We start from the raw sequence: 25,413 nt of genomic DNA, 5'->3' as shown, positions 1-25,413 counted from the left end.
TCGATCAGGGCAGGATTTCGCGTCGGCGCGCCTCCGCTATTGATTCGCCGCGTCGTGCGACCCCGAGCTTGACGTAGATGCCCTTCAGGTACCACTTGACGGTGTTGATCGTGACGCCGAGATTGCGGGCGATCTGCTTGTTTGTCATGCCGCGTTCCAGCAGGCGCAGGATTTCCACTTCACGGCTGCTGAGCCCTTCCTCAGGCAAGGAGTTCCGTTCGCCGGGAAGGCCGATCATCGGAATCGCCGCCTTCTGGGCGTCGGAGTGCGCGGTGGTCAGCAGCAACGACAGGTATTCGGCCGGCACCTCAGGCAGTTCGGTGTCTCGTCGACCGGTCCGGCTGGCTTCCCGAAGGCCGACAATGACATTCAGTAACTCGGGCCCGGCGTCGACGACGGTGCGAAGTAACCCGACCCCAGCACCGGCAATCAATGCGGGCACCACCTCCTCGGTAGCGGCGCGCGCATCACCCGCCAGAGCGTGTGCCCGGGAAAGCGCTACGGTGCTGGCAACTTCGGCGTAGCGCGCGCCTGCGTCACGGTTGTCCTGCCGGATCGTGGACAGTAGGTCGATCGCGGCGTCGTGATTGCCGCGTGCGCTGAGAATCTGCGCCCGCATCACCAGCCGGTAGTGGCGCACCGCCATGGCGATGCTGTTCGCACCCGGCGGCATTTCGGTGGCCTGGCGGTCCAAGACGTCCTGCGCCCGGTCGATGTCGCCCGCTGCCACGTGCAGGCTCAGGCGCGCACAGTCGAGGGCGGCAGACAGCCGGGGTAACGAGAGTTGTTGTGCCGCTTGATTTCCCTCGTCGAGCAATGAATATGCGTCGTCGATGTCGCCGCGCAGCACCTTGATCCGTGCCAGGGTGTTATAGGTCGCGATCATGAAATCGGCAACACCGCTTTCCGCCCCGAGCTCGTGACATTCCTCCAAAAGCGTTTCAGCGGCTTCGATTTCGCCGCGCTCGTAGCACAGCCGGCCTACCAACGCGCCCGCCAGCCGCGCGGCGTGTGAATGCTCGCCGGCCATACTCCGCGCCAGATCACGGGCCTGGACGTAGCGCTGTTCGGCGGTGTCCAGATCGAGCTGGGCGAACGCCGCCAGTCCGGCGAAGCATTGTCCGTACACGCCGGCAAAGGGACCACTGGCCATTTCGTGAAATGGGTTGGCCCACTGCTGGCGCGCGAGCGCCCGGTCGTAGGCGAAGGTGTGGATGTCGACGAACGTGCAGATGTTCGACGAGACCGCCACCAAGAACGGCCGGCAGGTCGGCTTCTCCACCAGGCAGGGCGCAACCAGAGCGGCGGCACGGTCGATGCGGTCGCGGTAGACGTCGGTACACGCCTGCACGACGTCGGCCTCGCCGAGGATCTCGGGGGCCGCCGCATCGGTCGACCCGTGCAGGGCGGCGCGGACGTGATCCAGTGCGGTCTGCGCGTCCTCGGCCCGCTGCAGCAGACAGTTCGCCCACGCGATCGCGATCTGCAGCCTCGGCCTGGTCGGCACCAGGTCCTTTGGCAGTCGGTTCACCAGCCCGAGCAGGCTGGCCATCCGGCTGTGCTCGACGAGGTACATTGCCTGCTGTTCCACCAGATCGACGGCGTCCGTCTCGTCGCCCGCGGCCAGCGCGTGCGTGACCGCCTCGCCGAGCAGGCCCTGCTCGGAGAACCAGGCCGACGCGGTCCGGTGCAGGTCCACGATCCGGTCGGCGTGATCGCGTTCCAGGCGCTGGCGCAGGTATCCGCCGAAGAGGTGGTGGTAGCGAAACCACTCGCGGTTGTCATCGAGCGGCATCAGGAACATGTCGCGGCGTTCGAGCTCTTCGAGAATGGCCTGGCCGCGAGACTGTCCGCTGACGGCCGCTGCTAGGCCACCGCACAGGCGCTCGCATATCGAGGTGGTCAGCAAAAAGTCGAGCAGCTCGCTGGGCAGGCCGTCCAGCACATTCTCGGCCAGATAGTCACCGATCGAGTGGTGGCGGCCGGAGAAGCCGCCGATCAGCGCGGCGGCGTCCTTGGTGTTGCGCAACGACAGGGTGGCCAGTTGCAGTGCGGCGATCCAGCCGTCGGTGCTGGACCACAGCCGCAGCACGTCGTCGCCGTCGAGCTCGAGCGCGTTGAGGTCGAGTAGGAATGCCGCGGATTCGCGTTGGTCGAACCGCAAAAGCGTCGCGTCGATTTCGCTGACCTGGTCGCGCACCTTGAGCTTGCCGATCGCAGGTGTACGGGTTCGGCTGGTCACGATCAGGTGCAGGTTGTCCGGGCCGACGTCGAGCAGGAATTCCAGCGCCGCGATCGTCTCGGGATCGTCGATCAGATGCCAGTCGTCGAGCACAATCGCCACGGGCAGACGGTATTCCGCGACCTGGTTGACCAGCTCGGCCAGCACATAACGCTGCGCGTCGCGTGAGTGCTGTTCGAGGAGATCGGCCAGCTCGGCGCCCACCGTGGGCTCGACGCGACGGGCCGCCTCGATGAGGCTGCGCAGGAAGGAATAGACGTCGTTGTCGTCTCGGTCGAGACTGACCCATGCCGTTGGCACGCCTTCGGCACGCAGTTCGCGCTGCCACTGCATCGCCAAGGTGGTCTTGCCGAATCCGGCCGGTGCGTGGATCAAGGCCAAGCGCTTGCTGCGGTTGGCGCGCAGCAAGTCGATGAGGCGGTCCCGGGCGACCAGCTTGCCGAGGTAGGTGGGCGGTTGGATTCTGGTGGCGACAATCCGTGCGGAGCGCGTGTTGGTCTGCACCGAATACGCCTCCCCTCACGCGACTGCCCCGGAAAGCAGCGAGGCTGCCTATCCGATCCCCACCACATCTTTATCCAAACTGCCCGCCCTTGCTAGACCTGGCACTTTCGGGTCGGGTGATACGGCAGTCGCAGACCGTGCGCCGCGAGCTCCTACTACGGTCGCAGATCAAGATCGAACCTCAGCACGATGCGTGGGAATAGCCGAAATTCGTAGCGTCGATGCATGACACAACACGAGGAGCGATCCGATGGCTGACATCGGCGCTGTGTGGAGGCGTCCGGCATCCGTCGAACGCACTTTGGTGACCGGCTGGTTTGCCGGGGTGGTTCTCCCAGCGAATTCAGCCCAGGTCGGCGTCGGGGCGTTCCCGTTGCCGCGCAACAGTATTGGCCGCCTACTCGCGGACTTGATGGTAGGAGCCCGCGAGGCAGTCCGGAGTGCATTTCGAACCCGGGCGCCGCGCATGCAAACCCAGCAGCGCTACCACCACCCGCGCCGCGAAGCTTTCATCGAAGACGCGGCGATGTCTCGCGAGATGTACCGACTGTGACAGGTTGGGATGTACTACCGGGGTAGGACATCGATGCCTGCCCCGGGATGATGCCAACGGCCCTCGCGCCCTTTACGATCAGGCCATGCCGGACGCGCTGAAGCGCCGCGTACAAACCTGGGCGCGAAGAAAAGAGCAGTTGCTGCCCTACGGCTTCAGCATGACCGTCGTCGCCGGTTTCGACGCGATGATGCTCGTGGTGGGCAGCATCGCGGCCCTGCAACGTCCCGCTTCTGAGTGGCCGATCGTGGTGGTCGCGATGGTGATCGCGTTCAGCCCCGAGATGGTGTTCTTCGCCTTCGACCTCAGCGGCATCGTCGACAGGCATGAGGGCCCCACGCTTTGGGCGGCGTTCATGGTGGGGACCGCGATTCTGCTGTTCGCCACTCCCACAGCGATTACCGGTGATTTCGCTCCGCTGATGCTCACCCTGACCGTCGGCATGGTCAGCGCCATCACCTCGGCACGGGGTGGCGTGCTGGCCGCTGCTTCGGCGGCCGCCCTGCTGGGGTACGCGGCGGCCATGCACCGCCTCAATACCCCAGCGCTGTATCTGGCTTTCGTCGCAATCGGCTGGCTCGTCGGCTATCTGATGCGCACCCAGCAAGACCTCCTGACCAAACAGGGCCAGATGCAGGACCAGCTGGCTGCGCACGCCGCAGCCGACGAACGCCGGCGCATCGCCCGAGAAGTGCACGATGTCATCGCACATTCGCTCAGCGTCACGCTGCTGCACTTGACGGGAGCACGCCACGCCCTCGAGCACGACGGCGTCGACGAGGACTCCGTTCGCGCCCTGCAGCGCGCCGAACACCTGGGGCGACAGGCAATGGCAGACATCCGGCGCACCGTCGGATTACTCGATGCCGAAACCATGGGACTCACGCCGGAACCGGCCATCACCGATATCCCCACCCTGGTAGAGGATTTCAGCCGCGCTGGGCTGAATGTCAGCTTCGGTGTCAGCGGTTCCCTCGACGACATCTCGGCGGCCGCCGGACTCGCGCTGTATCGGATCGCCCAGGAGTCGCTGGCCAATGTCGCCAAGCACGCACCCGACGCGGCGACAAGGATCACCCTCACCGTGTCGCGCACCGCGGCGACACTGAACGTCGTCAACGAACTTCCCGCCGCGGCCGCCGAACGGCCCGTCGAGCCAGGGCGCGGATTGCATGGGATGGCGCAGCGCATCGAACTCCTGGGCGGGACAATCGATTTCGGCCCCAGCCGGGACGGGTGGTCGGTGCACGCCAGTGTGCCGTCGGGCGCCCACGAATCCGACCCACCGACGCGGATGACGGCGTCGTGAACGACGACGAATCCCTGGTGAATGCCCTGATCGTCGACGATCAGGAGTTGGTCCGCTCGGGCCTGTCGTTGATCCTGCGCGCCAAGCACGGCATCGTCGTGGTCGGCGAATGTTCGGACGGCGACGAGGTTCCCGACGCCGTGGCGCACCATCGACCCGATGTCGTGGTCATGGATCTGCGCATGAAACGGGTCGACGGGATCGAGGCGACCCGGCGGCTGAGCGAAAGCGGCGGACCACCGGTGCTCGCGCTGACCACGTTCAACGACGACGAGCTGCTATCTGGCGTATTGCGCGCCGGGGCAGCGGGTTTCGTGCTCAAGGAGTCGCCGGCCGAAGAACTGATCCGTGCCGTTCGGGCCGTCGGCAACGGCCACAGTTATCTCGACCCCGCCGTCACCGCGCGGGTATTGACCACCTATCGCGCCAGCGCCGTACCATCGGCGGTCCCGGTCGTCTCGATCGACGAGCTCACTCCCCGCGAGCGCGATGTGCTCACACTGATTGCCAAGGGGCACACCAACGCTGAGATCGCCGACGAGCTCTTCATCTCGGGCCTCACCGTCAAGACGCACATCGGTCGCATCTTCACCAAGCTCGGGTTGCGCGATCGCGCCGCCGCGATAGTCTTCGCCTACGAACACCGCATCATCGCCCCGTCCTGACCCGATGGCCTACGGCAGCACCGTGTGCATCAACATCACGTCGTATGCGGACCACAGCGACAGGTTGAAGTACAGGTCCCGACCCGATGACCAAGGGTGGATCATCGGCGCGTAGATGCCACCGGGCATCTGGAACGCCGACACGAGCGGCTGCTCCCCACTCCACGGTCCCGTCGGCGTCGGCGCGGTCCGCGCCACCACGTCGTTACTGCCACCGTTGGTGTACAGCACCAGGTACTGCTTCAGATAGCTGTTGTACTGGGCCGACATCTCGCCGACCGGCCCGGGCCAAAGTGGGGTCGCCGCACCAGGATTGGCCGCGACCCAGTGCCCGCCGTTGTCGCCGTTCCAGTATTGGTACTTGCTCAGGTCCGGCAGCTGGGCCGGCGGAACACGCGACAGATATGCCGCACCACCTCGTCCCGACGGCGTTCCGAAGTTGTAGATGTAGCCGTCCTGCCCCTTCATGAACGCACCCATCTGGAAGTTCTCGTTGCCGGGGGTGTACCCGGCGCCTGGCACGGTGTCGGGCGAGGACGTGCGGATCGAGCCGGGGAAGATCCCCCAGTTCTGGCCGTTGTCGTTGGATCTCGCGATGGCCGAATAGTTGGTCGACCATTCGCCGTCGCGACCCCACTGCCGGATCGACATGTAGCTCATGTACTGCGTACGGCCCAGCGACATGGCCGACGTCGGAATGATGCCCGTTTCGTGATTCGCCTTATGGATGGTGTTGACGACCTGCTTGGAAAGGCCGTTGGTCCAGACTGGGGAGCCGGAGTAGTTGTTGTTGGGCACCCCGTCGGCGATGTGGATTCCCTGCGACAGATCATGGTCGTTACTGCGGAACAGCACGTTGTAGCGCCATTGCTGTCCGCGAACCTTGCAATAGCCGAAGGTGTCACCGAAGGCCATCAACGCCTGCCGGTTGGCGGGATCGCCGTTGTCCCAAATGATCCCGAGGTCCGTGCCGGAAATGCCGAAACGTTGCAGGGTCTTGTTCGGTCCGTTGGGCCCGGTCACCCAGTCGACCAGCGACGTCGGCGCTCCGGCGATCTGAGCCGGCGGCGCTGCCGCATCGGGTGCCGGCTGCGGCGCTGCGGCCGGCGGAGCCGGGGGGGCGGCGTTCGGCCGTAGCGGCGCCGCATTCGGCGACTGCGGCAGTCCGGGCACCGGCGGGTTCGGCGCCGGCGGCGGCGCCACTCCCGCCTGCGGAACCATCGGCGCCGAGTATCGCTGGCCACCCCCGGTGGTCGGCTTGAGGAACGACGAGATCAGCGGTCCCAATTTGGGCAGTGGCGCCTGGTCGTTCGCGTGCGAGGGGCGCCGCCCGGTCGGCGGCTGGACGACTGGCTGAGGCGCGGGTATGGGCGCCTGCGCGGGCGGCTCGATGTTCGCCTCGGGCGCACCGCACGGTGTGGCGTTTGCTGACGGCGCGGGGCCTGCCGCGACGATGTAAGCGATAGCGGCCACCGGCACCAACGCTAGCGACATGGTCCGAAGAATCCCCGACAAAGTCATACCTTTCCAGGAGCGAGACGCCACATTGACGTACGCAGTTGGCTCATGTGACGATAGTGATTTAAGGGGCTCGTGTGACCAGCGATCAGCTAATAGGTATGCATCCGTGACCGTGTCGAAATCCTGGTTTCAACCCATTCCCAGGCGGATTTGCTAGGCACCCGTTCTCATCGCGCGGGCCAGCCAGGCTAACGGCGCCGGCCCGGGGGTGGCTTAATGCCCGCCTCGCAGCGACAATCGGGGCTGTGCGTCGACGAGCCGTGCACTGTCGCTGCGAGGCGGGCACAACGGCACACCGAACCGGCTGAGCAGAGAAGCCTTCCGGCGCGCGGAACAAATGCCGTGGACAACCTGCGTTGCCAGGCCAGCCCGGGTACGCTCCCATGCGCAGCAAACCCGTCATCGCGGGTGGGCAGTCCGCCAAGGAGGGCGAGCCGTGAATGCAGGTGATGGGTTGCAGCCCAAACGATTCGGAGCCGGACGGGCTTACCTCAACCGAGTGGTCGCCGCCTCCATGGCCGGCACCGTCGTCGAGTGGTACGAATTCTTTCTCTATGGCACCGCGGCCACCCTGGTGTTCGGCAAGATCTTCTTCGCCAAGGGCGGCAACGACCTCGACGCCATCCTGGCCGCCTTCGTGACCTACGCCGTCGGCTTTGCCGCGCGGCCGCTGGGCGGCATCGTCTTCGGCCAACTCGGGGATCGCTATGGACGCAAGAAGCTGCTGCAGCTGAGCCTGGTGCTGGTCGGCGCCTCCACCTTCCTGATGGGTTGCCTGCCGACGTTCGCTCAGATCGGATACTGGGCCCCGGCGCTGTTGGTGACGCTGCGGTTCATCCAGGGTTTCGCCGTCGGCGGCGAGTGGGGCGGCGCGGTTCTGCTGGTCGCCGAGCACAGCCCGAACGCCAGCCGCGGTTTCTGGGCGAGTTGGCCGCAGGCCGGTGTGCCGGGCGGCAATATGCTGGCGACCGCGGTGCTGCTGGTTCTCACCTCGACCCTGTCGGACGCGGAGTTCCTCAGCTGGGGCTGGCGGGTGGCGTTCTGGCTATCCGCGGTCGTCGTCCTGATCGGCTACTACATCCGCACCAAGGTCACCGACGCCCCGATCTTCCTGGAGACCCAGCGCGAGGCGGAACGCGCCAAATCGACTCGGGCCGGCGTCCTGGAGGTGATAAAGCGTTATCCGCGCGGCATTTTCACCGCCATGGGACTGCGCGTGGGCGAGAACATCATGTACTACCTGGTGGTCACCTTCTCGATCACGTATCTCAAGGTGCATGTGCACGCGAACACCAAAACCATTTTGTGGTGGCTGTTGGCCGCGCACGCCGCGCATTTCGCGGTCATTCCCTTTTTCGGGCACCTCAGCGATCGATTCGGTAGGCGCCCAGTCTATTTCGTCGGTGCTGTCGCGACCGCCACCTGGGGTTTCTTCGCCTTCCCGATGATGAACAGCGGCCACAATGCGGTCATCATGTCCGCGGTGATCATCGGTCTGGTGTTCCACGGGGTGATGTACGCGGTTCAGCCCGCCGCGATGGCCGAGATGTTCCCGACCCGGATGCGGTACTCGGGCGTGTCGCTGGGATACCAGGTCACGTCGATCGTGGCCGGGTCGCTCGCGCCGATCATTGCGGTTCGACTGCTCGAGATCTACAACTCCGCGGTGCCCATCGCCTGGTACCTGGCGGGCGCCGCCGCGGTGAGCGCCGTGGCCGCCGTCGCGGCCCGCGAAACGAAGGGCATCGACCTCGCCGAGGTGGATCGCGCCGACGCTCAGGGTGCCGCGGGTCGGTCTGCCCAGCCTCCCGAGGGACCCGAACCCACCGAACTTGTCGGGGGCGCCGTCTAGTCGCAATGCGCCGGTAAGCAGCGGGAATCGTCGTTTTCACAGGTCACAGGCGGCTGAGCGAATCGCCGCGTGCGTGGTTTGCCATGTTTGCCTGGCCCCGGGGATGGTAATGCCCCAACAGGATGTGCGCGTCGGCCGGCCTACGCGCCCATCTAGGTCCCGTCGGTTCAGCCCGAGAGCCGACGGGTCCGCCATTTCTGGCGTCATCCAGGAGTACCGTGCGCTGGTATGGACGACGGTGTCTGGATTCTCGGCGGTTACCAGAGCGATTTCGCTCGCAACCTCACGAAGGAGAACCGCGACTATGCGGCGTTGACCGAAGAGGTGGTCGACGGCACCCTCACCGCAGCCAAGATGGACGCCTCGGACATCGGCGTGGTCCACGTCGCGAATGCCTTCGGCGAGATGTTCGTCAGCCAGGGCCACCTCGGCGCGATGCCGGCGACGGTGTGTGACGGGCTCTGGGACACTCCGGCGTCACGGCACGAGGCCGCCTGCGCGTCCGGCAGTGTGGCGGCGCTGGCGGCGATCGCCGACCTGCGCTCCGGCGCCTACGACACCGCGCTCGTGGTCGGGATCGAGCTGGAGAAACCCGTGCCCGGCGACATCGCCGCGGTGTATCTCGGCGCAGCCGCGTGGACCGGACACGAGGGAGCCGACGCGCGCTACCTGTGGCCGTCGATGTTCGCGCAGGTCGCCGACGAGTACGACCGGCGCTACGGCTTGGACGACAACCATCTGCGGGCCATCGCGCAGCTCAACTTCGCCAACGCCCGGCGCAACCCCAACGCACAGACCCGCGCATGGAGCATCCCCGACCCGATCACCGCCGACGACGCGACCAACCCGGTCACCGAAGGCCGGCTGCGCCGCTACGACTGCAGCCAAATGACCGACGGCGGAGCGGGATTGGTGTTGGTCAACGACGCCTATCTGCGCGACCATCCCGACGCACGCCCGATCGGCCGAATCGAGGGCTGGGGGCATCGCACCGTCGGGCTGGGGCTGCAGCAGAAATTCGACCGAGCCGCTGACGACTCGTACGTGATGCCACATGTGCGTTCGGCGGTGCTCGATGCATTGGGGCGCGCACAGGTGGCGCTCGACGATATCGACGGGTTCGAAGTGCACGACTGCTTCACCCCGAGTGAGTATCTGGCCATCGACCACATCGGGCTGACCGGACCGGGGGAAGCGTGGAAGGCCATCGAGAACGGGGAGATCGAGATCGGGGGGCGGCTCCCGATCAACCCCAGCGGTGGGCTGATCGGCGGTGGGCACCCGGTTGGGGCCTCGGGCGTGCGAATGCTGCTGGACGCGGCCAAGCAGGTCAGCGACGGCGCCGGTGATTATCAGGTCGAGGACGCGAAGACGTTCGGCACGCTGAACTTCGGCGGCAGCACCGCCACGACCGTCAGCTTTGTGGTGGGCACAACCAAAGGCGCATGACATGGACGTTGAGATCGTCGGCAAGTTCTTGTCGACATTGCCCGAAGACGACGACCACCCGTACCGGACCGGCCCGTGGCGGCCTCAAACCACTGAATGGGACGCCGAGGATCTGATCGCGGTGGAGGGGGAAATCCCGGCCGACCTGGATGGAATCTATCTGCGCAACACCGAGAATCCGCTGCATCCGGCAATCAAGACGTATCACCCGTTCGACGGCGACGGCATGGTGCACGTGGTCGGCTTCCGCGATGGAAAAGCCTTCTACCGCAACCGCTTTATCCGCACCGACGGCTTTGCGGCCGAGAACGATGCTGGGCAGCCGCTGTGGCCGGGCCTGGCCGAACCGGTGCAGTTGGCCCAGCGCGAAGAAGGCTGGGGCGCGCGCACGAAGATGAAAGACGCGTCGAGCACCGATGTCGTCGTGCACCGGGGAATCGCACTCACCAGCTTCTACCAGTGCGGCGATCTGTACCGGATCGACCCGTACTCGGCCACCACCCTCGGCAAGGAAAGCTGGAACGGGCGCTTTCCCCGCGACTGGGGTGTCTCCGCACATCCCAAGGTGGACAGCAAAACCGGAGAACTGCTGTTCTTCAACTACAGCAAGCAGGATCCGTACATGCGTTACGGCGTGGTCGACGAAGCCAACGAGCTGGCCCATTACGTCGACATCCCGCTGCCCGGCCCGCGTCTCCCCCATGACATGGCGTTCACCGAAAACTACGCCATCCTCAACGATTTCCCGTTGTTCTGGGATCCGCGGCTGCTCGAACACGACGTGCACCTGCCCCGCTTCTACCCCGATATTCCGTCGCGCTTCGCGGTGATCCCGCGCCGCGGATCGACCGCCGACATCAAGTGGTTCGAAGCGGAACCGACGTTCGTGCTGCACTTCACCAACGCCTACGAGGACGGCGACGAGATCGTGCTGGACGGGTTCTTCGAGGGCGATCCGCAACCGCTTGACACCGGAGGAACCAAGTGGGACAAGCTATTTCGCTTCCTCGCGCTGGACCGCTTGCAGGCCCGGCTGCACCGCTGGCGTTTCAACCTGGTCACCGGCTCGGTCAAAGAGGAGCAATTGTCGGACTCGATCACCGAGTTCGGCACGATCAACCCCGACTACGCGGGTGACAGTTACCGCTACACCTACGCCGCCACCGGGAAGCCGGGCTGGTTCCTGTTCGACGGGCTGGTCAAACACGACCTGCGTACCGGGAGCCAGCAGAGTATCTCATTCGGCGACGGCGTCTACGGCAGTGAGACCGCGATGGCGCCGCGGGTGGGTGCAACCGGTGAAGACGACGGTTACCTGGTCACCCTCACCACCGATATGAACACCGATGCCTCCTATTGCGTGGTGTTCGACGCGGCTCGCGTCGACGACGGCCCGGTATGCAAATTGCAACTGCCGGAACGCATTTCGAGCGGAACACATTCGACGTGGGCGCCCGGTGCCCAACTGCGCCGCTGGAACTCTGCCGAGTCGGCGGCGTCCGCCGTGGGCCTGTGAACCCCCCGACTCGCCGAAACGTCATCATAGGATGGCAATGAACTCCGAAAAGCCCCGCCGGACCACACATTGGCCCATGCAATTGGCCTCGATGGGCGCCATCCGTTTCGCCCGCAGGTCGTCGAATTTCGAAGAGACTGTATGGTTTTACCGTGAGTTGGTGGGTTTGCCGCTGTTCGAGACGTTCGAGGCCAGCTATGGCAGCAACGGCGCGATTTTCGGTTTGCCCAGCTGGAATCTGACGATGGAGATCGTCGCGGCCCCCGACGGTGACGTTGCCGTCGATCACCACGAACAGCTGTGCCTGTACTTTCCCGATGAGCAGTCTCAGCGCGCCGCGATCGCGCGTCTGCGCGAGGCCGGGGTCGAAGAGGTGCAACAGCATCCGTACTGGGCAGCAACCGGTGCGGTCACCTATCGCGACCCCGACGGTCGCGAGGTCGTGTTCGCGCCGTTTGTGTTCGGGGTCAACGAGCCTGCGGGCAGCTCCGTGTCGGGCAAACACGAATTCCCGTCGCGCTGAGGTCTCACCGCCGGGCGCGGCCGGCTACGACGGCGGCGATCAGCGACGCGACCGAGCAGACGACCGCGCCCAGCGCGGCGATCCCGCCGACATAGAGCCCGTACTCCGCGGATACCGGCGGGTTGACGTTGAGTTTGTAGTACCACACCACCAGCGCGACGATGAGCAGCGAAATCACCAGCGCGGCAATTGAAGCAATCCGCATCGACAGGCCGCGGGCCACCATGGCCCCGGCCACCAGCAAGGCCGAGGACAGCAGCACAATCAGCTGGCCCGCGCCGAATCCGGGCGGAAGCTGCAGGCTGCCGTGTCTGCCCCCGATCGCGCTCGCCCAGCCGCCGCCACCCACCGACGTCGTCAGCCACGGCATCCAGGCACTGGCCGAAATGACCAGGGCAAACAACGCCACCAGCCATCCAGGACGCAGGCGGCGGGTCATGGGTGCGACCTTAATAGGGCGCTGGACGCAGTGCCCGCCCGCCACGCTCGGGATCGTCAGGCCGTTGGTTTGACGGCAAGGATCTGGTCCACACCCATCCGGCCTTCCTCGAAGGCCAGCATGCCGCCGGCCAGATACAGTCGCCACACGCGGGCGACTTCTTCCCCCACCAGGGCCACGAATTCGTCGAAGCGCTCGTCCAGCGTCTCGATCCAGCACTGCGCGGTGCGGGCGTAATGCTCACGCATCGCCTCAACAGACGCGATCTCGAAATCACCGTCCTGCAGGTAGCGCAACGTCTGCCACAGCGGTCGCATGTGCATGTCGGCTGCGACGTAAGCCTCGATGAACGCTCCCCCGCCCGGCGCCGCGTCGGCCCGCCGCGACATCTGTTGCAGCAACAGCCGGCCACCGGGTCGCAACGCCCAGCCCAGGATCCGCACGTAGGCGGGATACCACTGTTCGCCGACGTGTTCACCCATCTCGATGGAACCGACGGCGTCGAAAACACCCGCCCATTGCGGGTCGTTGCCGAAGTCGCGGTAATCCTGCAGCCGAACCTCGATGACCTCATCCAGACCGCGCTCGGCGGCGCGGGCCACGATGAACTCACGCTGCCGGTCCGACAGCGTGATACCGGTGGCGCGTACGCCGTAGCGCTGTGCCGCGTACAGGATCAGCGATCCCCAGCCGCATCCCACGTCCAGCAGGCGCATGCCCGGTTCGAGCCCGAGCTTGCGACAGATCAGATCCAGCTTCGCGGTTTGGGCGTCGTGCAGCGATTGGCCCGCATCGGTGAAATACGCCGACGAGTAAGCCATGTGGTCGTCGAGCAGCAGGCGGTAGAAGTCGTTGGACAGGTCGTAGTGATGGGCGATCACCGCCCGGTCGCGCCGTCGGCTGTGCAGTCGCCCGGACAGCCGCGCCTCGCTGGCCGGGGTTCTCGGCGGCGGTCCGAGCGCCCCGAGCCGCGCCGCGCGCAGGGCCGCCACCATCGCGGCCCGCGGCGAGATCGAGACGCTCGCGCGCTCGCGCGCTTGGCGCCAGGCGCGCCGCAGGCCGTCGGCCAGGTCACCCTCGACATCGATATCGCCGGTCACATACGCGCGTGCCAAGCCGAGTTCGCCTGGGCGCCACAGCAATCGGCGCAATGCACGACGGGAACGGACCACCACGACCGGGCCGTCCGGGTCGTTTAGGGGGCCGGCCTCGCTGCCGTCCCAGGCTCGCAGCCTTACCGGCAGCTCGACACCGACGGTGGTTGCCAGCAGATCCGCCAGACGGTCAGCGGCCGGCGCCGCCATGTCCGTTGCGGCCGGGATCGGGAGCGGTGAACACAGTGACGAATCTTTCCAGCGATTCGTCGATGTCGCTTCTCAGCGCGGCGGCGACGATCATGCCGATCGGGCCGAACAGCGCGGGGCCACCGAGGTGCACGTCGAAGCTGACGACCGAGCCATCGTCCTTGGGCTTGACCTTCGCCATCAGCTTGACCTTGACGCCTCCGACACCGTCGCCGTTGAGTGTCATGGCCTCGGGCGGCTTGTAGTGCACGATCGTCCACTTGATCCGGTTGAGCATGCCCTTGACCTCGACGATCGATTCGATGATCGTGCCCTTTTGCAGGTCGTCGGGCAGCTTGCTGCGCCACACCCGGTGGATGCTCAGCCAGTCCTGGTAGCGGGACAGGTCAGACGCGTGCGTCCAGGCCTGTTCGGGCGAAAGGGGTACGTCGATGGATCCGGAAAGCTTCGCCATATGTCTAGTTCTGCTGGTCGCCCTGAGCCGCAGACCCCGCGGCCTTCTTCGCCTCGTCGGCCACCTTGTGGATGGTGTCGGAGTACTTGCCCCCGGTCTTGTCGTCGACGAACTCACCGGCCTTGTCGATGGCGGTCTCGACCTTGTCGGCGTTCTGCGCCAGCAGGTCCTTGGCCTTGTCCAGGAATCCCATCCGCTGTCCCTTCCCCGCTGCTCCCCGGGGCCGCCCGGGGATCCTGCTTTGCTGGTAAAACCCTACTGGCCGAAGTCCGCCCGGGCGCCATCGGCCTCGCCGGCAGTCCGCCACAACCGGGGCTCGATGTTGAGCATTCTGGCCCGGATCCACCACGCCGCCTCGATCGCCGCGGCGCCCAAAGCCCCGATGCCCAGCGCGGTCGACGTCACGGCCGGATTCGACGGGTCGAGCAGAAACTTCTGCTGTGCCAGCGGGATGCTGAAGATCGCGACGTACGCCAGGCCGCAGGCAGTGATCAACGCGACCCGCCACCACTGGTAGGGACGCGCCACCACCGCCAGCACCCAGAGCGCGGTCACCAGCAGCGTGATCAGCGCGGCGGTCGACGCCTGGTCCTGTTCGGTGAAGGTGGCGTGCCGGCCGTGGTAGGCCACCAGGTAGGAGACGAAAGTCGCGGTGCCGACGATCAATCCCGACGGCAACGCCGAGGTCAGCACGCGCCTGACGAAGCCGGGATGGGCGCGCTCGTTGTTGGGAGCCAGCGACAGGATGAACGACGGGATCCCGATCGTGAACCAGGCAGCGATCGTGACGTGGATCGGCTGAAACGGGTAGAGCAGCGGATCGGCCCCGAGTGGTTTCGCCAGCAGACATTCGATCCCCACGAACAGCGCCAGCAGCACCGAGTACACGGTTTTCGTCAGAAACAGGTTGGCGACCCGCTCGATGTTGCCGATCACCCGTCGGCCTTCGCCGACGACGTATGGCAGCGTCGCGAACTTGTTGTCCAGCAACACGATCTGCGCCACCGCGCGCGACGCCGGGCTTCCGGCGCCCATCGCCACACCGATGTCGGCATCCTTGAGCGCCAGCACGTCGTTGACGCCGTCGCCGGTCATCGCCACGGTGTGCCCGTGCGCTTGCAAGGCGTGCACGATGGCCCGTTTCTGATCGGGCCGCACCCGGCCGAAGGTGGTATAGGCGTCCAGCGTGTCAGCCAATTCGCCAGGCTCCGTGGGCAATTGACGGGCATCCATAGCCTCGCCGTGCAGGCCGAGCTTGGCCGCGACAGCGCCGACCGAGACCGCGTTGTCACCGGAAATCACCTTCACCGAAACATTTTGGGCGGCAAAGTACTCCACCGTTTCGCGGGCATCCGGGCGGATCTTCTGCTCGAGCACCACCAACGCGACCGGCGTGACCTGACCCGGTGCGTCCGGGTGGTCCACGCCGACATCGGCGGCGCCGAGCAGCAGTACCCGAAATCCCTGAGCGCCGATCCGTTCGGCCTGTGCGGCAGCGGCCGAAGCCGGATCGAGCAATACGTCGGGCGCGCCGATCACCCAGTTGCCGTGGTCGGCGAAGGACACGCCGCTCCATTTGGTGGACGACTTGAAAGGTGCTGTCGCGGTGGTGATCCAGCCGGGTGACCGGTCAAAGGTCGCCGCGATCGCCCGCATGCTGGCATTGGGGCGGGAGTCGGCCGCGGCCAGCGCGGCCAGCGCGTCGGAAATGGCCTCGTTGCCGGTGAGTTCGACGACGTCGCAGACCCGCATGCCGCTCTCGGTCAGCGTGCCGGTCTTGTCGGCGCACACCACGTCGACCCGGGCCAATCCCTCGATCGCGGGCAATTCCTGTACCAGGCAACGACGTTGCCCGAGCCTGATGACGCCGACCGCGAACGCGATCGAGGTCATCAGCACCAAACCCTCGGGCACCATCGGCACCAGCGCGCCGACCGTGCGCAGCACTGACTGCCGCCAGCCCACATGGGTGGTGGTGAACAGCTGCGTGTAGATCGTCAGCAGACCGGCCGGCACCAACAGATAGGTGATGAACTGCAGAATCCGGTTAATGCCGTTGCGCAGCTCGGATTTCACCAGGGTGAACTTGCTTGCCTCGTCGGCGAGCTTGGCGGCGTAGGCCGCCGGGCCGACCTTGGTGGCGCGATAGGCACCCGTGCCGGCGACGACGAAACTCCCCGACATGACGGCGTCGCCGACGTGCTTGTCGATCGGGTCCGCCTCGCCGGTCAGCAGTGATTCGTCGACCTCCAGGTTGTCTTGCTCGAGCACCTCGCCGTCGACGACGATCTGATCTCCGGGACCGAGCTCGATGACGTCGTCGAGCACCACCGCGCCGGGCAGCAGTATCTCGGTCCCGGATTGCCTGCGCACCAAGGGTTTTGCCTGACCGACGATCGCGAGGGCGTCCAGTGTCTGTTTGGCCCGGATCTCCTGAACAATGCCGATGACGCTGTTGGCGATGATCAGCAGGCCGAAGAGCCCGTTGATGACCGAACCCGTCGCGAGCACAATCGCCAACAGCACGCCCAGGATCGCGTTGATGCGGGTGAAGACGTTGGCCCGGACGATGTCCGCGGTGCTGCGGGCCGCACGTGCCGGAACCGCGTTGCTGTGACCGTCGGCTACCCGCTGCGCCACCTCTGCATCGGTTAGCCCGCGGTTCATCGGGTGAACGTTCCCAGCTTGTCGGAGTCGTAGTACTCCAGGTTCAGGGTGTTCGGCGAAAACACAGCCTTGGAAATCGTTCCGGGCGGGGCGTTTTCATCGGTGATCGAAAAGGTGAAGGTGTCACCGTCCCAGTGTGTGAGTCCAAAGGTCCGATTCTTCGGCCCTAGCGCGAGCAGGAGTTGCCCGTTGTTCTGGGTCACGACGGCCGGGCCCCAGTAGTCGCTGGCGTAGACGCCGAGGTAGTCGGTGAGCGGCCGGGCCGGCGCGGGGTTGGTAGGGGCCTGCTTGCCGACCAGCGAGCCCTCGGCGTTGTTCATCCAACCGATGGCGTGGTTGTAAAGCGCCGGCCAATCCTCCCGAATTTGGCCGTACTGCACGAGGTCCATGAATTGGGCGGTCAGCGCTTCCGGGATGCCGTAGGGCGCACCGTTGGTCAACGCGATGATGCCGACATCCTCCGATGGCATCGCGACGAAGTTGGTCGCCGCGCCCGATGCGAAGGCACCGGAGTGGCTGTATTCGGTGCGTCCCGACGAGGTCACCGACGCGTTGAAACCGTGACCGTAGGTCCCGGCCCTGGCTTTCGGCGATGAGGCGGGCGAGGAAACGATTTGCGGCGTGATCGCGGGCAGCAGGGCTTCGGGCGAGGTGATCTGCTGCCCGTTGTACGTTCCGTTGGCCATCACCATTGTCAGCCAGCGCGCCATGTCGTTGATCGACGAACTCACCCCGCCCGCCGGCGTCTGTGCGTCGGGGTCACGCTGGAAGCGTGGCTCCCACTTGTCGCCCACCTTGACGTGCAGCACCGCCCGGTTGGGCCGGGCGAGAAAATCGGCGTACTTCGAACTCGTCGACGCCATACCCAGGGGGCGGTAGAGCACCTCGTCGGACAGGTCCTCCCAGGATTTACCCGCGGCGGCCGCTACCGCCTCGGCAGCTGCCGTCAATCCAAAGTTGGTGTAGGCATAGGTAGTTCGAAAAGGAGCCAGCGGCAAATGCTTCAGACGCTCCAGCACTTGCCGGCGGTCATACCCGAGATCCTCCAGCTTGTCGCCGGCGTGATCGGGCAGCCCGGAGCGGTGCGAGTACAGGTCGGCGACGGTCACATGGCTGGTGACGTAGGGATCCGACAGCGCAAACCATCCCAGCTTGGACACCACCGGCGTGTCCCAGGTGACGACATTGGTGGCCACTTCATGTGCCACCACCGTCGCACCCAACGATTTCGACACCGATGCCAACTGGAAGACCGTGTCGGCGTCGACCTTGTTGTCTTGGTCGTCGCCTCTGGTCGCGTCCTTAACTCCGAATCCCTTGGCGTACAACGTCTTTCCGCCTCGGACAATCGCAACCGACATGCCGGGGATCCCAGTGCTGCGCATCAGGTCGCCGACCAGGCCGTCGACCTTCGCGATCGCCGCGTCGATGCGGCCGGCGGGAATGTCCAGGCCCGACATTTCGTTGGGGGGCGCTTCGGACAACGTCGAGAGCGGGCTCGATATGGGATGACCTGAGCCGCATCCGACCAGCGACAACAACACCACGACAGCGGCGATCACCGCGCGTTTGGTCATGCCCGCAGACTTTAGCGTGCTCGCCCGATGGAAGTATCAACCATGATGCAATACGAATCGGACATCCTCGCCCCGGGTCTCGACGTCGTCTTCTGCGGCATGAACCCGGCAGCGACGGCTGCCGCCGACGGGCACAATTTCTCGAATCGCAGCAACCGGTTCTGGCCCGTTTTGCATCTGGCCGGATTCACCGATACGCGCTTGCGGCCCGAGGATGAGCGCCGATTGCTCGACTACGGTTGCGGCATCACCGCGGTCGTTGCTCGACCGACTCGACGGGCCGGCGATGTATCGACCGAGGAATTCCGGCGCGCCCGAGCCGAGTTCGAAGCGAAGATGCGACGTTACGCGCCACGCGCGATCGGCTTTCTCGGAAAGCGTGCCCTGGCGGCGATGACCGGCGTACCCAGAATCCCGTGGGGCCGCCATGCTCCCGGATTCGCCGGCGCCATGGCATGGGTATTGCCTAACCCCAGCGGTCTCAACCGAGGGTTCACCCTCGACGATCTGACTCGCGCATACACCGAATTGCGTTGCGCGCTAACGGATAGCTCTAGAACCGCCACCATGGGTTGAATCGCAGCGGGCCGGACGGATCCAGCCGTTGCCCGGGGGCCGGCACAGCCACCGCGACTTCGGCGGCTTCGGCGGCCGCCAGCATCCGCTCGACCGGCTCCGCCCACGGGTGTGGCGCCAGCCGGAAGGTGCCCCAGTGGATCGGCACCAACAGACCGGACCCGCCGGCCGTGAGATCGACGTGGGCCCGCGCCGCCTCTTCGGGATTCATGTGAATGTCGGGCCACCCCGGGTTGTAGGCGCCGATGGGCAACAGCGTCAGGTCGAACGGTCCGTACTCGGCCCCGATCTGCTCGAAGCTTTTCGTGTATCCGGTATCCCCGCCGAAATAGGCGCGGTGGCTGGGACCGACGATTCCCCAGGATGCCCACAGCGTGGTGTTGCGGTCCAGGAAGCGACCCGAAAAGTGCCGTGCCGGAAGGCAACTCAGGGTCAGCTCATCGACCTGACCGCTTTCATTCCAGTCGAGTTCGACGATGCGATGCCCGGGTATGCCCCACGCGCGCAGGTGTGCACCCACACCGAGCGGGACGAAGAACGGCGCCCGCTGGGTACGGGCCAACGCCATGACGGTGTCGATGTCGAGGTGGTCGTAGTGGTCATGGCTGATCACCACGGCATCGACGGCGGGCAGCGCTTCGAGCTCCACCGGCGGCGGATGCAGGCGCTCGGGTCCGATCACGTCCGACGGCGAGCAGCGATGACTCCACACCGGATCGGTCAGCACCCGGTAGCCGTCGATCTCCAGCAGGGTGGTCGAGTGGCCCAGCCAACTGACGGCCAATCGGCCCGGGTCGGCGTCGAACGTCCCCGGCGCACCCAGCGGGATCGGCCCCGGCGGGCGACTGCGGCCACGCCGCCCCACGAACTCCCACGCGATCAGGGCAAACTGCTCGCGGTCCAAGCTGGCGTTGGAGGCGGGGTCGAGGTTGACGAAGACGCCGTCGTGCACGTTGGGCGAGTGCTTCGTCACGTCCCGGATCGACGACGGGTCGGCGCCCAGCGCGGCCGGCGCCCCCTGCAGCGCGCGCAACATCCACCCGCCGGCGGCGAGTGAGACCGTGCCGGCGGCCAGGCGAAGTGCTGCGGGCATCATGACCGTCAGGCGCCCTGGAACCTCGGCGGTCGCTTCTCCACCCTGGCGACTTGCGCTTCGATCACGTCCTGGCTGCCCCAGGCCTTGTCGAACAGCTCTTTGTGCACCGGCCAGGCCTCCTCGATCGAACCGTCGTCGTTGAGTACCCGCTTAGCGTGCTGAATCGCCAGCGGGGCCAGCCCGCTGATCTCGGCGCCCCAGGCCTGGGCGTCTGCCAGCGTCCCGATCCGGTTGGCCATCCCGGTCTGCAGCGCGGTCTCGGCGGTCAGCTTCTCCGCCGTCAGCAGCATCGCCCGGGCCCGGCCGTGACCGACCAGCGACGACAGCCGCCGGATGCTCCAGTTATCCAGGGCCAGGCCGTATTTCGACGTCGGGAACTGAAAGAACGCGTCCGGAGCGACGACTCGCAGATCGCATTGCATGGCCAGCTGCAGGCCCGCGCCGATGGCCGGGCCGTTGATCGCGCCGATCACCGGGATGGGGGCGGCGTCCAGGGCCTTGTGCAGCTCGATCAGCCGGTCCGGGTAATCGGCCGCAAACGCATCGCCGGACAGGTCCGCGCCGGCACAGAACACCGTGCCCTGGCCGGTCAGCACGATCGCCCGGATGGATCCGTCACCGGCCTTCAGCACGGCCTCGCGGAGCTCGTCGACGAGCTGAGAGTTCAGGGCATTGCGACGCTCCGGACGCTGCAACTCGATGGTCATTACGGCTTCGACCTGCGTGATACCGATCATGGGCGCCAGCCTATATAGCCTGGCTGCGTGAGTCGCATCACGACCGAACAACTGCAGGATGCGGTGCTGGACGAGGGCTCATTTGTGAGCTGGGACAGCGATCCGCTACAGATACCGATCAGCGAGGCCTACGCGCGCGAGCTCGCCGACGCCCGGGCCGCCACCGGCCTGGACGAGGCGGTTCTCACCGGCGAGGGACGAATACACGGGCGCCGCGTGGCGGTCGTGGTGTGCGAGTTCAGCTTCCTCGGCGGTTCGATCGGGGTCGCGGCGGCCGAACGGATCACCACCGCCGTGCAGCGGGCCACGGCCGAGCGGCTCCCGCTGCTGGCCTCGCCGAGCTCCGGTGGCACCCGCATGCAGGAGGGCACCGTGGCGTTCCTGCAGATGGTCAAGATCGCCGCGGCCGTCCGGCTGCACAAACGAGCACATCTGCCCTACCTGGTCTACCTGCGTAACCCGACCACCGGCGGGGTGTTCGCGTCCTGGGGATCGCTGGGCCATATCACCGTCGCCGAACCGGGCGCGCTGGTCGGGTTCCTCGGGCCGCGGGTCTACGAGCAGCTCTACGGCGAGCCGTTCCCGAAGGGCATCCAGACCGCGGAGAACCTGCAGCGGCACGGGGTGATCGACGGCGTCGTCGCGATCGACGAGCTGCGCCGGACGGTGGATCGCGCGCTGACCGTCATCGCCGACGCTCCCGAGCCGCTGGCGCCCGCGGCACCCGGCGAATCGATACCCGATGTGCCGGCCTGGGATTCGGTGGTCGCGTCACGACGACCGGACCGGCCGGGTGTCGGGCATCTGCTGCGCCACGGCGCCACCGACCTGGTGCTGCTGTCTGGTACCGGCATCGGCGAGGCGGCGACCACCCTGTTGGCGCTGGCCCGATTCGCCGGCCAGCCCGCGGTGGTCCTCGGCCAGCAGCGCCTCACCGGTGGGCTGGTGGGGCCCGCGTCGTTGCGGGAGGCCCGTCGTGGCATGGCGCTGGCCGCCGAGCTGCGGCTGCCGCTGGTGCTGGTGATCGACACCGCCGGACCCGCGCTGTCGGCCGAAGCCGAGCAGGGTGGGCTGGCCGGTCAGATCGCCCAATGCGTGGCCGAGCTGGTGACGCTGGACACCCCGACGGTGTCGGTCCTGCTGGGCCAGGGCAGCGGCGGGCCGGCGCTGGCGATGGTGCCGGCCGACCGGGTCCTGGCCGCGCTGCACGGCTGGCTGGCCCCGCTGCCGCCCGAGGGCGCCAGCGCGATCGTCTTCCGCGACACCGAGCATGCGCCGGAACTTGCTGCGGCCCAAGGTATTCGGTCGGCAGACCTGTTGCGGGCCGGGATCGTCGACGCCATCGTGCCCGAGAATCCTGACGCCGCCGACGAGCCGCTCGAGTTCGCCCAGCGACTCTCAGGTGCGATTGCCGCAGAGGTGCACGCGCTGCGCGACATCCCCGGCGACGAACGGATCGCTCAGCGGCTGCGTCGCTACCGCGGCATCGGATTGCCCTGAGCCACTTGGGTCGTCAGTTCTCCGGTAACCCCAAATAGCGCTGGATCGTCGGGCCGAGCCAGTCAACAATCTCGTCGCGGGTCATGTCGACAACGGGCGGAATCCGTAATACGAAGCGGCACAACGCCATACCCAGAATTTGGCTGGCAACCAGCCCAGCCCGCAGGCCGGATTCATTTTCGGGTACCAACGATGCTGCCAGCGGCTGGATTTGGCTGCGAAATATCTCCTGCATGCGCTGCGCCGCTTCGTCGTTGGTGGCACTGGACCGCAACAGGATCACCAACGCGCCATCGTCCCAGCGTTCGAGAAAGTGCCGGACCAGCGACCGTCCTAGCTGCGCGCGGTCCATCGCTGCGGCATCCGGGAACTGTAGATCGAACTCGGCCGCGGCCGCGAACAGGTTGTCTTTGCTGCCGTAGTAACGCATCACCATCGCCGGATCCACCCCGGCATCGGCGGCGATCCTCCGGATCGTCGCCCCCTGGAAGCCGGCCGACCCGAACCGCTCCCGGGCCGCGGCCAGGATCGCCGCCTTGGTTTGTTCCGACGATCGCCTCATGTCAACAACTGTAGGCCAACAGCTGTTGACAAAGGCAGCACGGCGGGCAAGCATGGGAAATGCCAACAAGCGTTGACTAGTTTGCCGAAGAGGAGCCGCAACCATGAACGACACCGATGTCCTGGTCATTGGCGCCGGACCCACCGGCCTCACGCTCGCCGCCGCACTGGTCGCCCGCGGGATCCGAACCGTCGTAGTCGACAAGCAGGCCCAAGGACAGAACACCTCGCGCGCCGCCGCGGTCAATGCCCGCACCCTCGAGGTGCTCGAAGAACTCGATGTGGCGCGGCGAATGGTCAAAGCGGGGCTGATCGCGCCGCGTTTCACCATCCGGCAGGGGCGGCGCATATTGATTCCGGTCGACTTCACCGAGTTGCCGACCGCGCATCCCTACACCCTGATGCTCTCGCAGGCCGAAACCGAGCGGTTATTGCTGGAGCGACTGCACGAACTGGGCGCCGGCGTGATCCGACCCAAGGTCCTGAGCCGCGTCATCCAGGATGCAAACGGTGTCACGGCCACGTTCGAGGATGGCGACGGCATTCGGGCCACCTATATCGTCGGCGCCGACGGTATGCACAGCACGGTGCGCGAACAAGCCGGAATTGGCTTTACCGGTGGCGAATTCGCCGAATCGTTCACGCTTGCCGATGTCCGCGTGTCCGGCGAGGCGCCTCGCGACGAGGTCGTCCTGTTCTACGCCAAGGGCGGCTTGACTGTGTTAGCCCCTCTGCCCGACAACATCTTTCGCGTCGTGGCCCCCACTGCGGAAGCACCTCAGGCGCCGTCATCGCAGTTCGTGCAGTCGCTGTTGGATACCCGGGGTTTCGGGCCGGGTCGGACGGTGGTCACAGAGCTACTGTGGGGGACCCGGTTCCGGATTCACCATCGCGTCGCGGACAGTTACCGGGCAGGTCGCGTACTACTCGCCGGCGATGCCGCCCACGTCCACAGCCCTGCCGGTGGTCAAGGGATGAATCTTGGTATCGCCGATAGTATTTCACTGGCTGCAGCACTCTCCGAAGCCCTCTCGGGCGGATCGGATGCGGTGTTGGACCGCTATTGCACGGCTCAGCGCCATCGGGGGAAGCAGGTCCTGAAATTGACGGGTCGCCTCACCCGGATCTCGACGCTGCCGCGGCCGATACGGCCTGTCCGTAATTCCGCAATGCGCCTGGCCGCGCAGTTTCCCGCTGTGCGACGACAACTGGCGTTGCAGTTGAGCGGCCTGCGGCACGGTTGATCTGGCGGTTTAGATCTCGAAGTCTATGGCGGTCCGGTCGGTCGCGTCGCCGACGGGTCTGCGACGGTCGGTCAACAGCTGGCGGTATCGCGGTACTCGAGCGAAAAGCTCTGCGTGCCTGCCGACATGGGTGATCGTGGGCCCCGACGCGGCCTCGTCCACGAAGGCCACCCGATCCGCGAGCAGCATGGTGGACAGCCGGCGCGCGACGACGATGCCGGTAGCCCCCTTCAGGGCCACCCGCAGCGCCGCGGTGTGCTCGGTCCCGGTATGGGCGCCGAGGCCGGGCCGGGCCTCGTCGATCACCAGCAGTTTGGGCGTGGCGACAATCGCCCGGGCCAGGCACAAGCGCTGGCGCTGGCCGCCGGAGAGCCGCATGCCCTGTTCGCCGACGCGGGTATCGATACCGAACGGCAGGTCGTAGACGAACCGCGCCGCGGCGATGTCGATCGCCGCGGACAATTCCGCGTCGGTGGCGTCCGGCCGGTCGATCCGAAGGTTCTCGGCCACCGACATCGAAAACACCGTCGGGTCCTCAAATGCCGTACATACCGCGCGGCGCAGTGACGGCAGCGACATGTCGCGAATATCCCTGCCGTCCAACAGTATCCGCCCCTCCGCGGCGTCATAGAGTCGAGACAGCAGCGCTGTCAGGAGCGACTTCCCCACGCCCCGTGCACCGACCAGGGCCACCGTCTCGCCGGGTTCGACAACCAGCGTGACATGGCGAAGCAACCATTTGTCACCCGCAACCGGGTCGGGCACCCGAAAACCCACGTCGTGCAGCTCGAGACGGCCGGCCCGGCCCGGCTGGGAGCTGGGTTCGCCGGCGATATCGCCCGGTGCATCGAAGATTTCGGCGACGCGGCCCGATGCCGCCATCGCTTCCTGGGCCATCGACGGCAGGAACGCAGGTGCATCCGGTGGGCGCATGGCCTCAGTCACAACGATTCCGTCTCTGGAGTTCCGTTACGCGCAGTGGCACCGAAATCGAAGGCCCGCAATAACAACACCGCCCAAGACACCAATGTCCTGGGCTGCCACCTGGATTCGATCATGACATGGCGGTAGCGATCGCTAGTCGCGGCGCAGACTCGAAAGCGTAACCATTTGGGCAGCGGGCC

General features: G+C 66.2%; 20 protein-coding genes and 1 pseudogene. 9 read left to right on the top strand and 12 right to left on the bottom strand.

From position 1 onward, the window contains the following. Window positions 1-4 precede the first annotated feature (4 nt). Entirely contained in the window at window positions 5-2,746 is a 2,742-nt protein-coding gene (locus ACAG21_RS14010) for a LuxR C-terminal-related transcriptional regulator (RefSeq protein WP_370496696.1), read from the bottom strand. Between the two features lie 638 nt (window positions 2,747-3,384). Between ACAG21_RS14010 and ACAG21_RS14005 the strand changes: the two genes are divergently transcribed. Both ACAG21_RS14005 and ACAG21_RS14000 read left to right on the top strand, forming a co-directional pair. Further along, window positions 3,385-4,608, top strand: coding sequence for a sensor histidine kinase (locus ACAG21_RS14005; protein ID WP_370496695.1), 1,224 nt, complete (start codon window positions 3,385-3,387; stop codon window positions 4,606-4,608). After that, complete coding sequence (locus ACAG21_RS14000) at window positions 4,605-5,273, top strand: response regulator (protein WP_370496694.1); 669 nt, start codon at window positions 4,605-4,607, stop codon at window positions 5,271-5,273. Before ACAG21_RS14005 ends, ACAG21_RS14000 begins: the two co-directional genes overlap by 4 nt. Before the next feature lie 9 nt (window positions 5,274-5,282). On the opposite strand, the gene ACAG21_RS13995 is transcribed toward ACAG21_RS14000, so the two are convergent. Next, entirely contained in the window at window positions 5,283-6,767 is a 1,485-nt protein-coding gene (locus ACAG21_RS13995) for a DUF4185 domain-containing protein (RefSeq protein ID WP_370496693.1), read from the bottom strand. A 463-nt stretch (window positions 6,768-7,230) separates the two neighbouring features. On the opposite strand from ACAG21_RS13995, the gene ACAG21_RS13990 reads away from it, so the two are divergent. The 4 genes from ACAG21_RS13990 (at window position 7,231) to ACAG21_RS13975 (ending at window position 12,134) form a co-directional block, all read left to right on the top strand. Further along, window positions 7,231-8,646 (top strand): MFS transporter, encoded by a 1,416-nt coding sequence (locus ACAG21_RS13990; RefSeq protein WP_370496692.1) that lies wholly within the window; start codon window positions 7,231-7,233, stop codon window positions 8,644-8,646. A gap of 228 nt (window positions 8,647-8,874) precedes the next feature. Beyond that, the gene (locus tag ACAG21_RS13985; protein WP_370496691.1) at window positions 8,875-10,095 is read left to right on the top strand and encodes an acetyl-CoA acetyltransferase; all 1,221 of its coding nucleotides are present in this window, start codon (window positions 8,875-8,877) and stop codon (window positions 10,093-10,095) included. 1 nt (window position 10,096) lies between these two features. Next, window positions 10,097-11,611 (top strand): carotenoid oxygenase family protein, encoded by a 1,515-nt coding sequence (locus ACAG21_RS13980; RefSeq protein WP_370496690.1) that lies wholly within the window; start codon window positions 10,097-10,099, stop codon window positions 11,609-11,611. Window positions 11,612-11,648: 37 nt separating this feature from the next. Beyond that, complete coding sequence (locus ACAG21_RS13975) at window positions 11,649-12,134, top strand: VOC family protein (RefSeq protein WP_370496689.1); 486 nt, start codon at window positions 11,649-11,651, stop codon at window positions 12,132-12,134. A gap of 4 nt (window positions 12,135-12,138) precedes the next feature. Here the strand turns inward: ACAG21_RS13975 and ACAG21_RS13970 are convergent, their stop codons facing one another. The 6 genes from ACAG21_RS13970 to ACAG21_RS13945 form a co-directional block, all read right to left on the bottom strand. Further along, window positions 12,139-12,573, bottom strand: a complete 435-nt coding sequence (locus ACAG21_RS13970) for a hypothetical protein (protein ID WP_370496688.1) — start codon at window positions 12,571-12,573, stop codon at window positions 12,139-12,141. Between the two features lie 56 nt (window positions 12,574-12,629). Next, a complete protein-coding gene (locus tag ACAG21_RS13965; RefSeq protein ID WP_370496687.1) occupies window positions 12,630-13,877 on the bottom strand; it encodes a class I SAM-dependent methyltransferase in 1,248 nt (415 codons plus the stop codon). Continuing rightward, window positions 13,858-14,331 carry an SRPBCC family protein gene (locus tag ACAG21_RS13960; RefSeq protein WP_370496686.1) on the bottom strand — a complete coding sequence of 158 codons (474 nt, stop codon included), beginning with the start codon at window positions 14,329-14,331 and terminating at the stop codon, window positions 13,858-13,860. The genes ACAG21_RS13965 and ACAG21_RS13960 overlap by 20 nt, the downstream gene beginning before the upstream one ends. Window positions 14,332-14,335: 4 nt before the next feature. Then, window positions 14,336-14,524: an antitoxin gene (locus ACAG21_RS13955; protein ID WP_370496685.1), complete on the bottom strand. Its 189-nt coding sequence runs from the start codon at window positions 14,522-14,524 to the stop codon at window positions 14,336-14,338. Between the two features lie 62 nt (window positions 14,525-14,586). After that, the gene (locus ACAG21_RS13950; RefSeq protein ID WP_370496684.1) at window positions 14,587-16,998 is read right to left on the bottom strand and encodes a cation-translocating P-type ATPase; all 2,412 of its coding nucleotides are present in this window, start codon (window positions 16,996-16,998) and stop codon (window positions 14,587-14,589) included. Beyond that, window positions 16,995-18,575 carry a serine hydrolase gene (locus ACAG21_RS13945; protein WP_370496683.1) on the bottom strand — a complete coding sequence of 527 codons (1,581 nt, stop codon included), beginning with the start codon at window positions 18,573-18,575 and terminating at the stop codon, window positions 16,995-16,997. Before ACAG21_RS13945 ends, ACAG21_RS13950 begins: the two co-directional genes overlap by 4 nt. A 27-nt stretch (window positions 18,576-18,602) precedes the next feature. On the opposite strand from ACAG21_RS13945, the gene mug reads away from it, so the two are divergent. Further along, the gene (gene mug / locus ACAG21_RS13940) at window positions 18,603-19,151 is read left to right on the top strand and encodes a G/U mismatch-specific DNA glycosylase (protein ID WP_370496682.1); all 549 of its coding nucleotides are present in this window, start codon (window positions 18,603-18,605) and stop codon (window positions 19,149-19,151) included. Here the strand turns inward: mug and ACAG21_RS13935 are convergent. Both ACAG21_RS13935 and ACAG21_RS13930 read right to left on the bottom strand, forming a co-directional pair. Beyond that, entirely contained in the window at window positions 19,129-20,247 is a 1,119-nt protein-coding gene (locus tag ACAG21_RS13935) for an MBL fold metallo-hydrolase (protein WP_370496681.1), read from the bottom strand. The genes mug and ACAG21_RS13935 overlap by 23 nt on opposite strands. Before the next feature lie 5 nt (window positions 20,248-20,252). Beyond that, window positions 20,253-20,984, bottom strand: coding sequence for an enoyl-CoA hydratase (locus ACAG21_RS13930; protein ID WP_370496680.1), 732 nt, complete (start codon window positions 20,982-20,984; stop codon window positions 20,253-20,255). Between the two features lie 27 nt (window positions 20,985-21,011). Here ACAG21_RS13930 and ACAG21_RS13925 point away from each other — a divergent pair, with 27 nt between their 5' ends. Continuing rightward, complete coding sequence (locus ACAG21_RS13925) at window positions 21,012-22,484, top strand: carboxyl transferase domain-containing protein (protein WP_370496679.1); 1,473 nt, start codon at window positions 21,012-21,014, stop codon at window positions 22,482-22,484. 13 nt (window positions 22,485-22,497) lie between these two features. Here ACAG21_RS13925 and ACAG21_RS13920 read toward each other — a convergent pair whose 3' ends face one another. Then, window positions 22,498-23,046, bottom strand: coding sequence for a TetR family transcriptional regulator (locus tag ACAG21_RS13920; protein ID WP_370496678.1), 549 nt, complete (start codon window positions 23,044-23,046; stop codon window positions 22,498-22,500). Between the two features lie 103 nt (window positions 23,047-23,149). Between ACAG21_RS13920 and ACAG21_RS13915 the strand changes: the two genes are divergently transcribed. Beyond that, window positions 23,150-24,289 carry an FAD-dependent oxidoreductase gene (locus ACAG21_RS13915; RefSeq protein WP_370496677.1) on the top strand — a complete coding sequence of 380 codons (1,140 nt, stop codon included), beginning with the start codon at window positions 23,150-23,152 and terminating at the stop codon, window positions 24,287-24,289. Window positions 24,290-24,298: 9 nt separating this feature from the next. Here ACAG21_RS13915 and ACAG21_RS13910 read toward each other — a convergent pair. Then, window positions 24,299-25,198: pseudogene (locus ACAG21_RS13910) on the bottom strand (ATP-binding cassette domain-containing protein); the annotation flags it as partial. Window positions 25,199-25,413 lie beyond the last annotated feature (215 nt).

This window comes from Mycobacterium sp. pR1184, assembly GCF_041287235.1.
In the GTDB taxonomy this organism is placed as follows: domain Bacteria; phylum Actinomycetota; class Actinomycetes; order Mycobacteriales; family Mycobacteriaceae; genus Mycobacterium.
Note: the sequence above shows the minus strand (reverse complement) of the source record. Positions and strands in the feature narration are given on the sequence as shown.

Bases quoted from the DNA above. Each gene is read 5' to 3' on its own strand.
- ACAG21_RS14005 (WP_370496695.1), top strand. From the start codon at position 3,385: ATGCCGGACGCGCTGAAGCGCCGCGTACAAACCTGGGCGCGAAGAAAA.
- ACAG21_RS13995 (WP_370496693.1), bottom strand. From the start codon at position 6,767: ATGTCGCTAGCGTTGGTGCCGGTGGCCGCTATCGCTTACATCGTCGCG.
- ACAG21_RS13985 (WP_370496691.1), top strand. From the start codon at position 8,875: ATGGACGACGGTGTCTGGATTCTCGGCGGTTACCAGAGCGATTTCGCT.
- ACAG21_RS13980 (WP_370496690.1), top strand. From the start codon at position 10,097: ATGGACGTTGAGATCGTCGGCAAGTTCTTGTCGACATTGCCCGAAGAC.
- ACAG21_RS13975 (WP_370496689.1), top strand. From the start codon at position 11,649: ATGAACTCCGAAAAGCCCCGCCGGACCACACATTGGCCCATGCAATTG.
- ACAG21_RS13970 (WP_370496688.1), bottom strand. From the start codon at position 12,573: ATGACCCGCCGCCTGCGTCCTGGATGGCTGGTGGCGTTGTTTGCCCTG.
- ACAG21_RS13965 (WP_370496687.1), bottom strand. From the start codon at position 13,877: ATGGCGGCGCCGGCCGCTGACCGTCTGGCGGATCTGCTGGCAACCACC.
- ACAG21_RS13960 (WP_370496686.1), bottom strand. From the start codon at position 14,331: ATGGCGAAGCTTTCCGGATCCATCGACGTACCCCTTTCGCCCGAACAG.
- ACAG21_RS13955 (WP_370496685.1), bottom strand. From the start codon at position 14,524: ATGGGATTCCTGGACAAGGCCAAGGACCTGCTGGCGCAGAACGCCGAC.
- ACAG21_RS13950 (WP_370496684.1), bottom strand. From the start codon at position 16,998: ATGAACCGCGGGCTAACCGATGCAGAGGTGGCGCAGCGGGTAGCCGAC.
- ACAG21_RS13945 (WP_370496683.1), bottom strand. From the start codon at position 18,575: ATGACCAAACGCGCGGTGATCGCCGCTGTCGTGGTGTTGTTGTCGCTG.
- mug (WP_370496682.1), top strand. From the start codon at position 18,603: ATGGAAGTATCAACCATGATGCAATACGAATCGGACATCCTCGCCCCG.
- ACAG21_RS13935 (WP_370496681.1), bottom strand. From the start codon at position 20,247: ATGATGCCCGCAGCACTTCGCCTGGCCGCCGGCACGGTCTCACTCGCC.
- ACAG21_RS13930 (WP_370496680.1), bottom strand. From the start codon at position 20,984: ATGATCGGTATCACGCAGGTCGAAGCCGTAATGACCATCGAGTTGCAG.
- ACAG21_RS13920 (WP_370496678.1), bottom strand. From the start codon at position 23,046: ATGAGGCGATCGTCGGAACAAACCAAGGCGGCGATCCTGGCCGCGGCC.
- ACAG21_RS13915 (WP_370496677.1), top strand. From the start codon at position 23,150: ATGAACGACACCGATGTCCTGGTCATTGGCGCCGGACCCACCGGCCTC.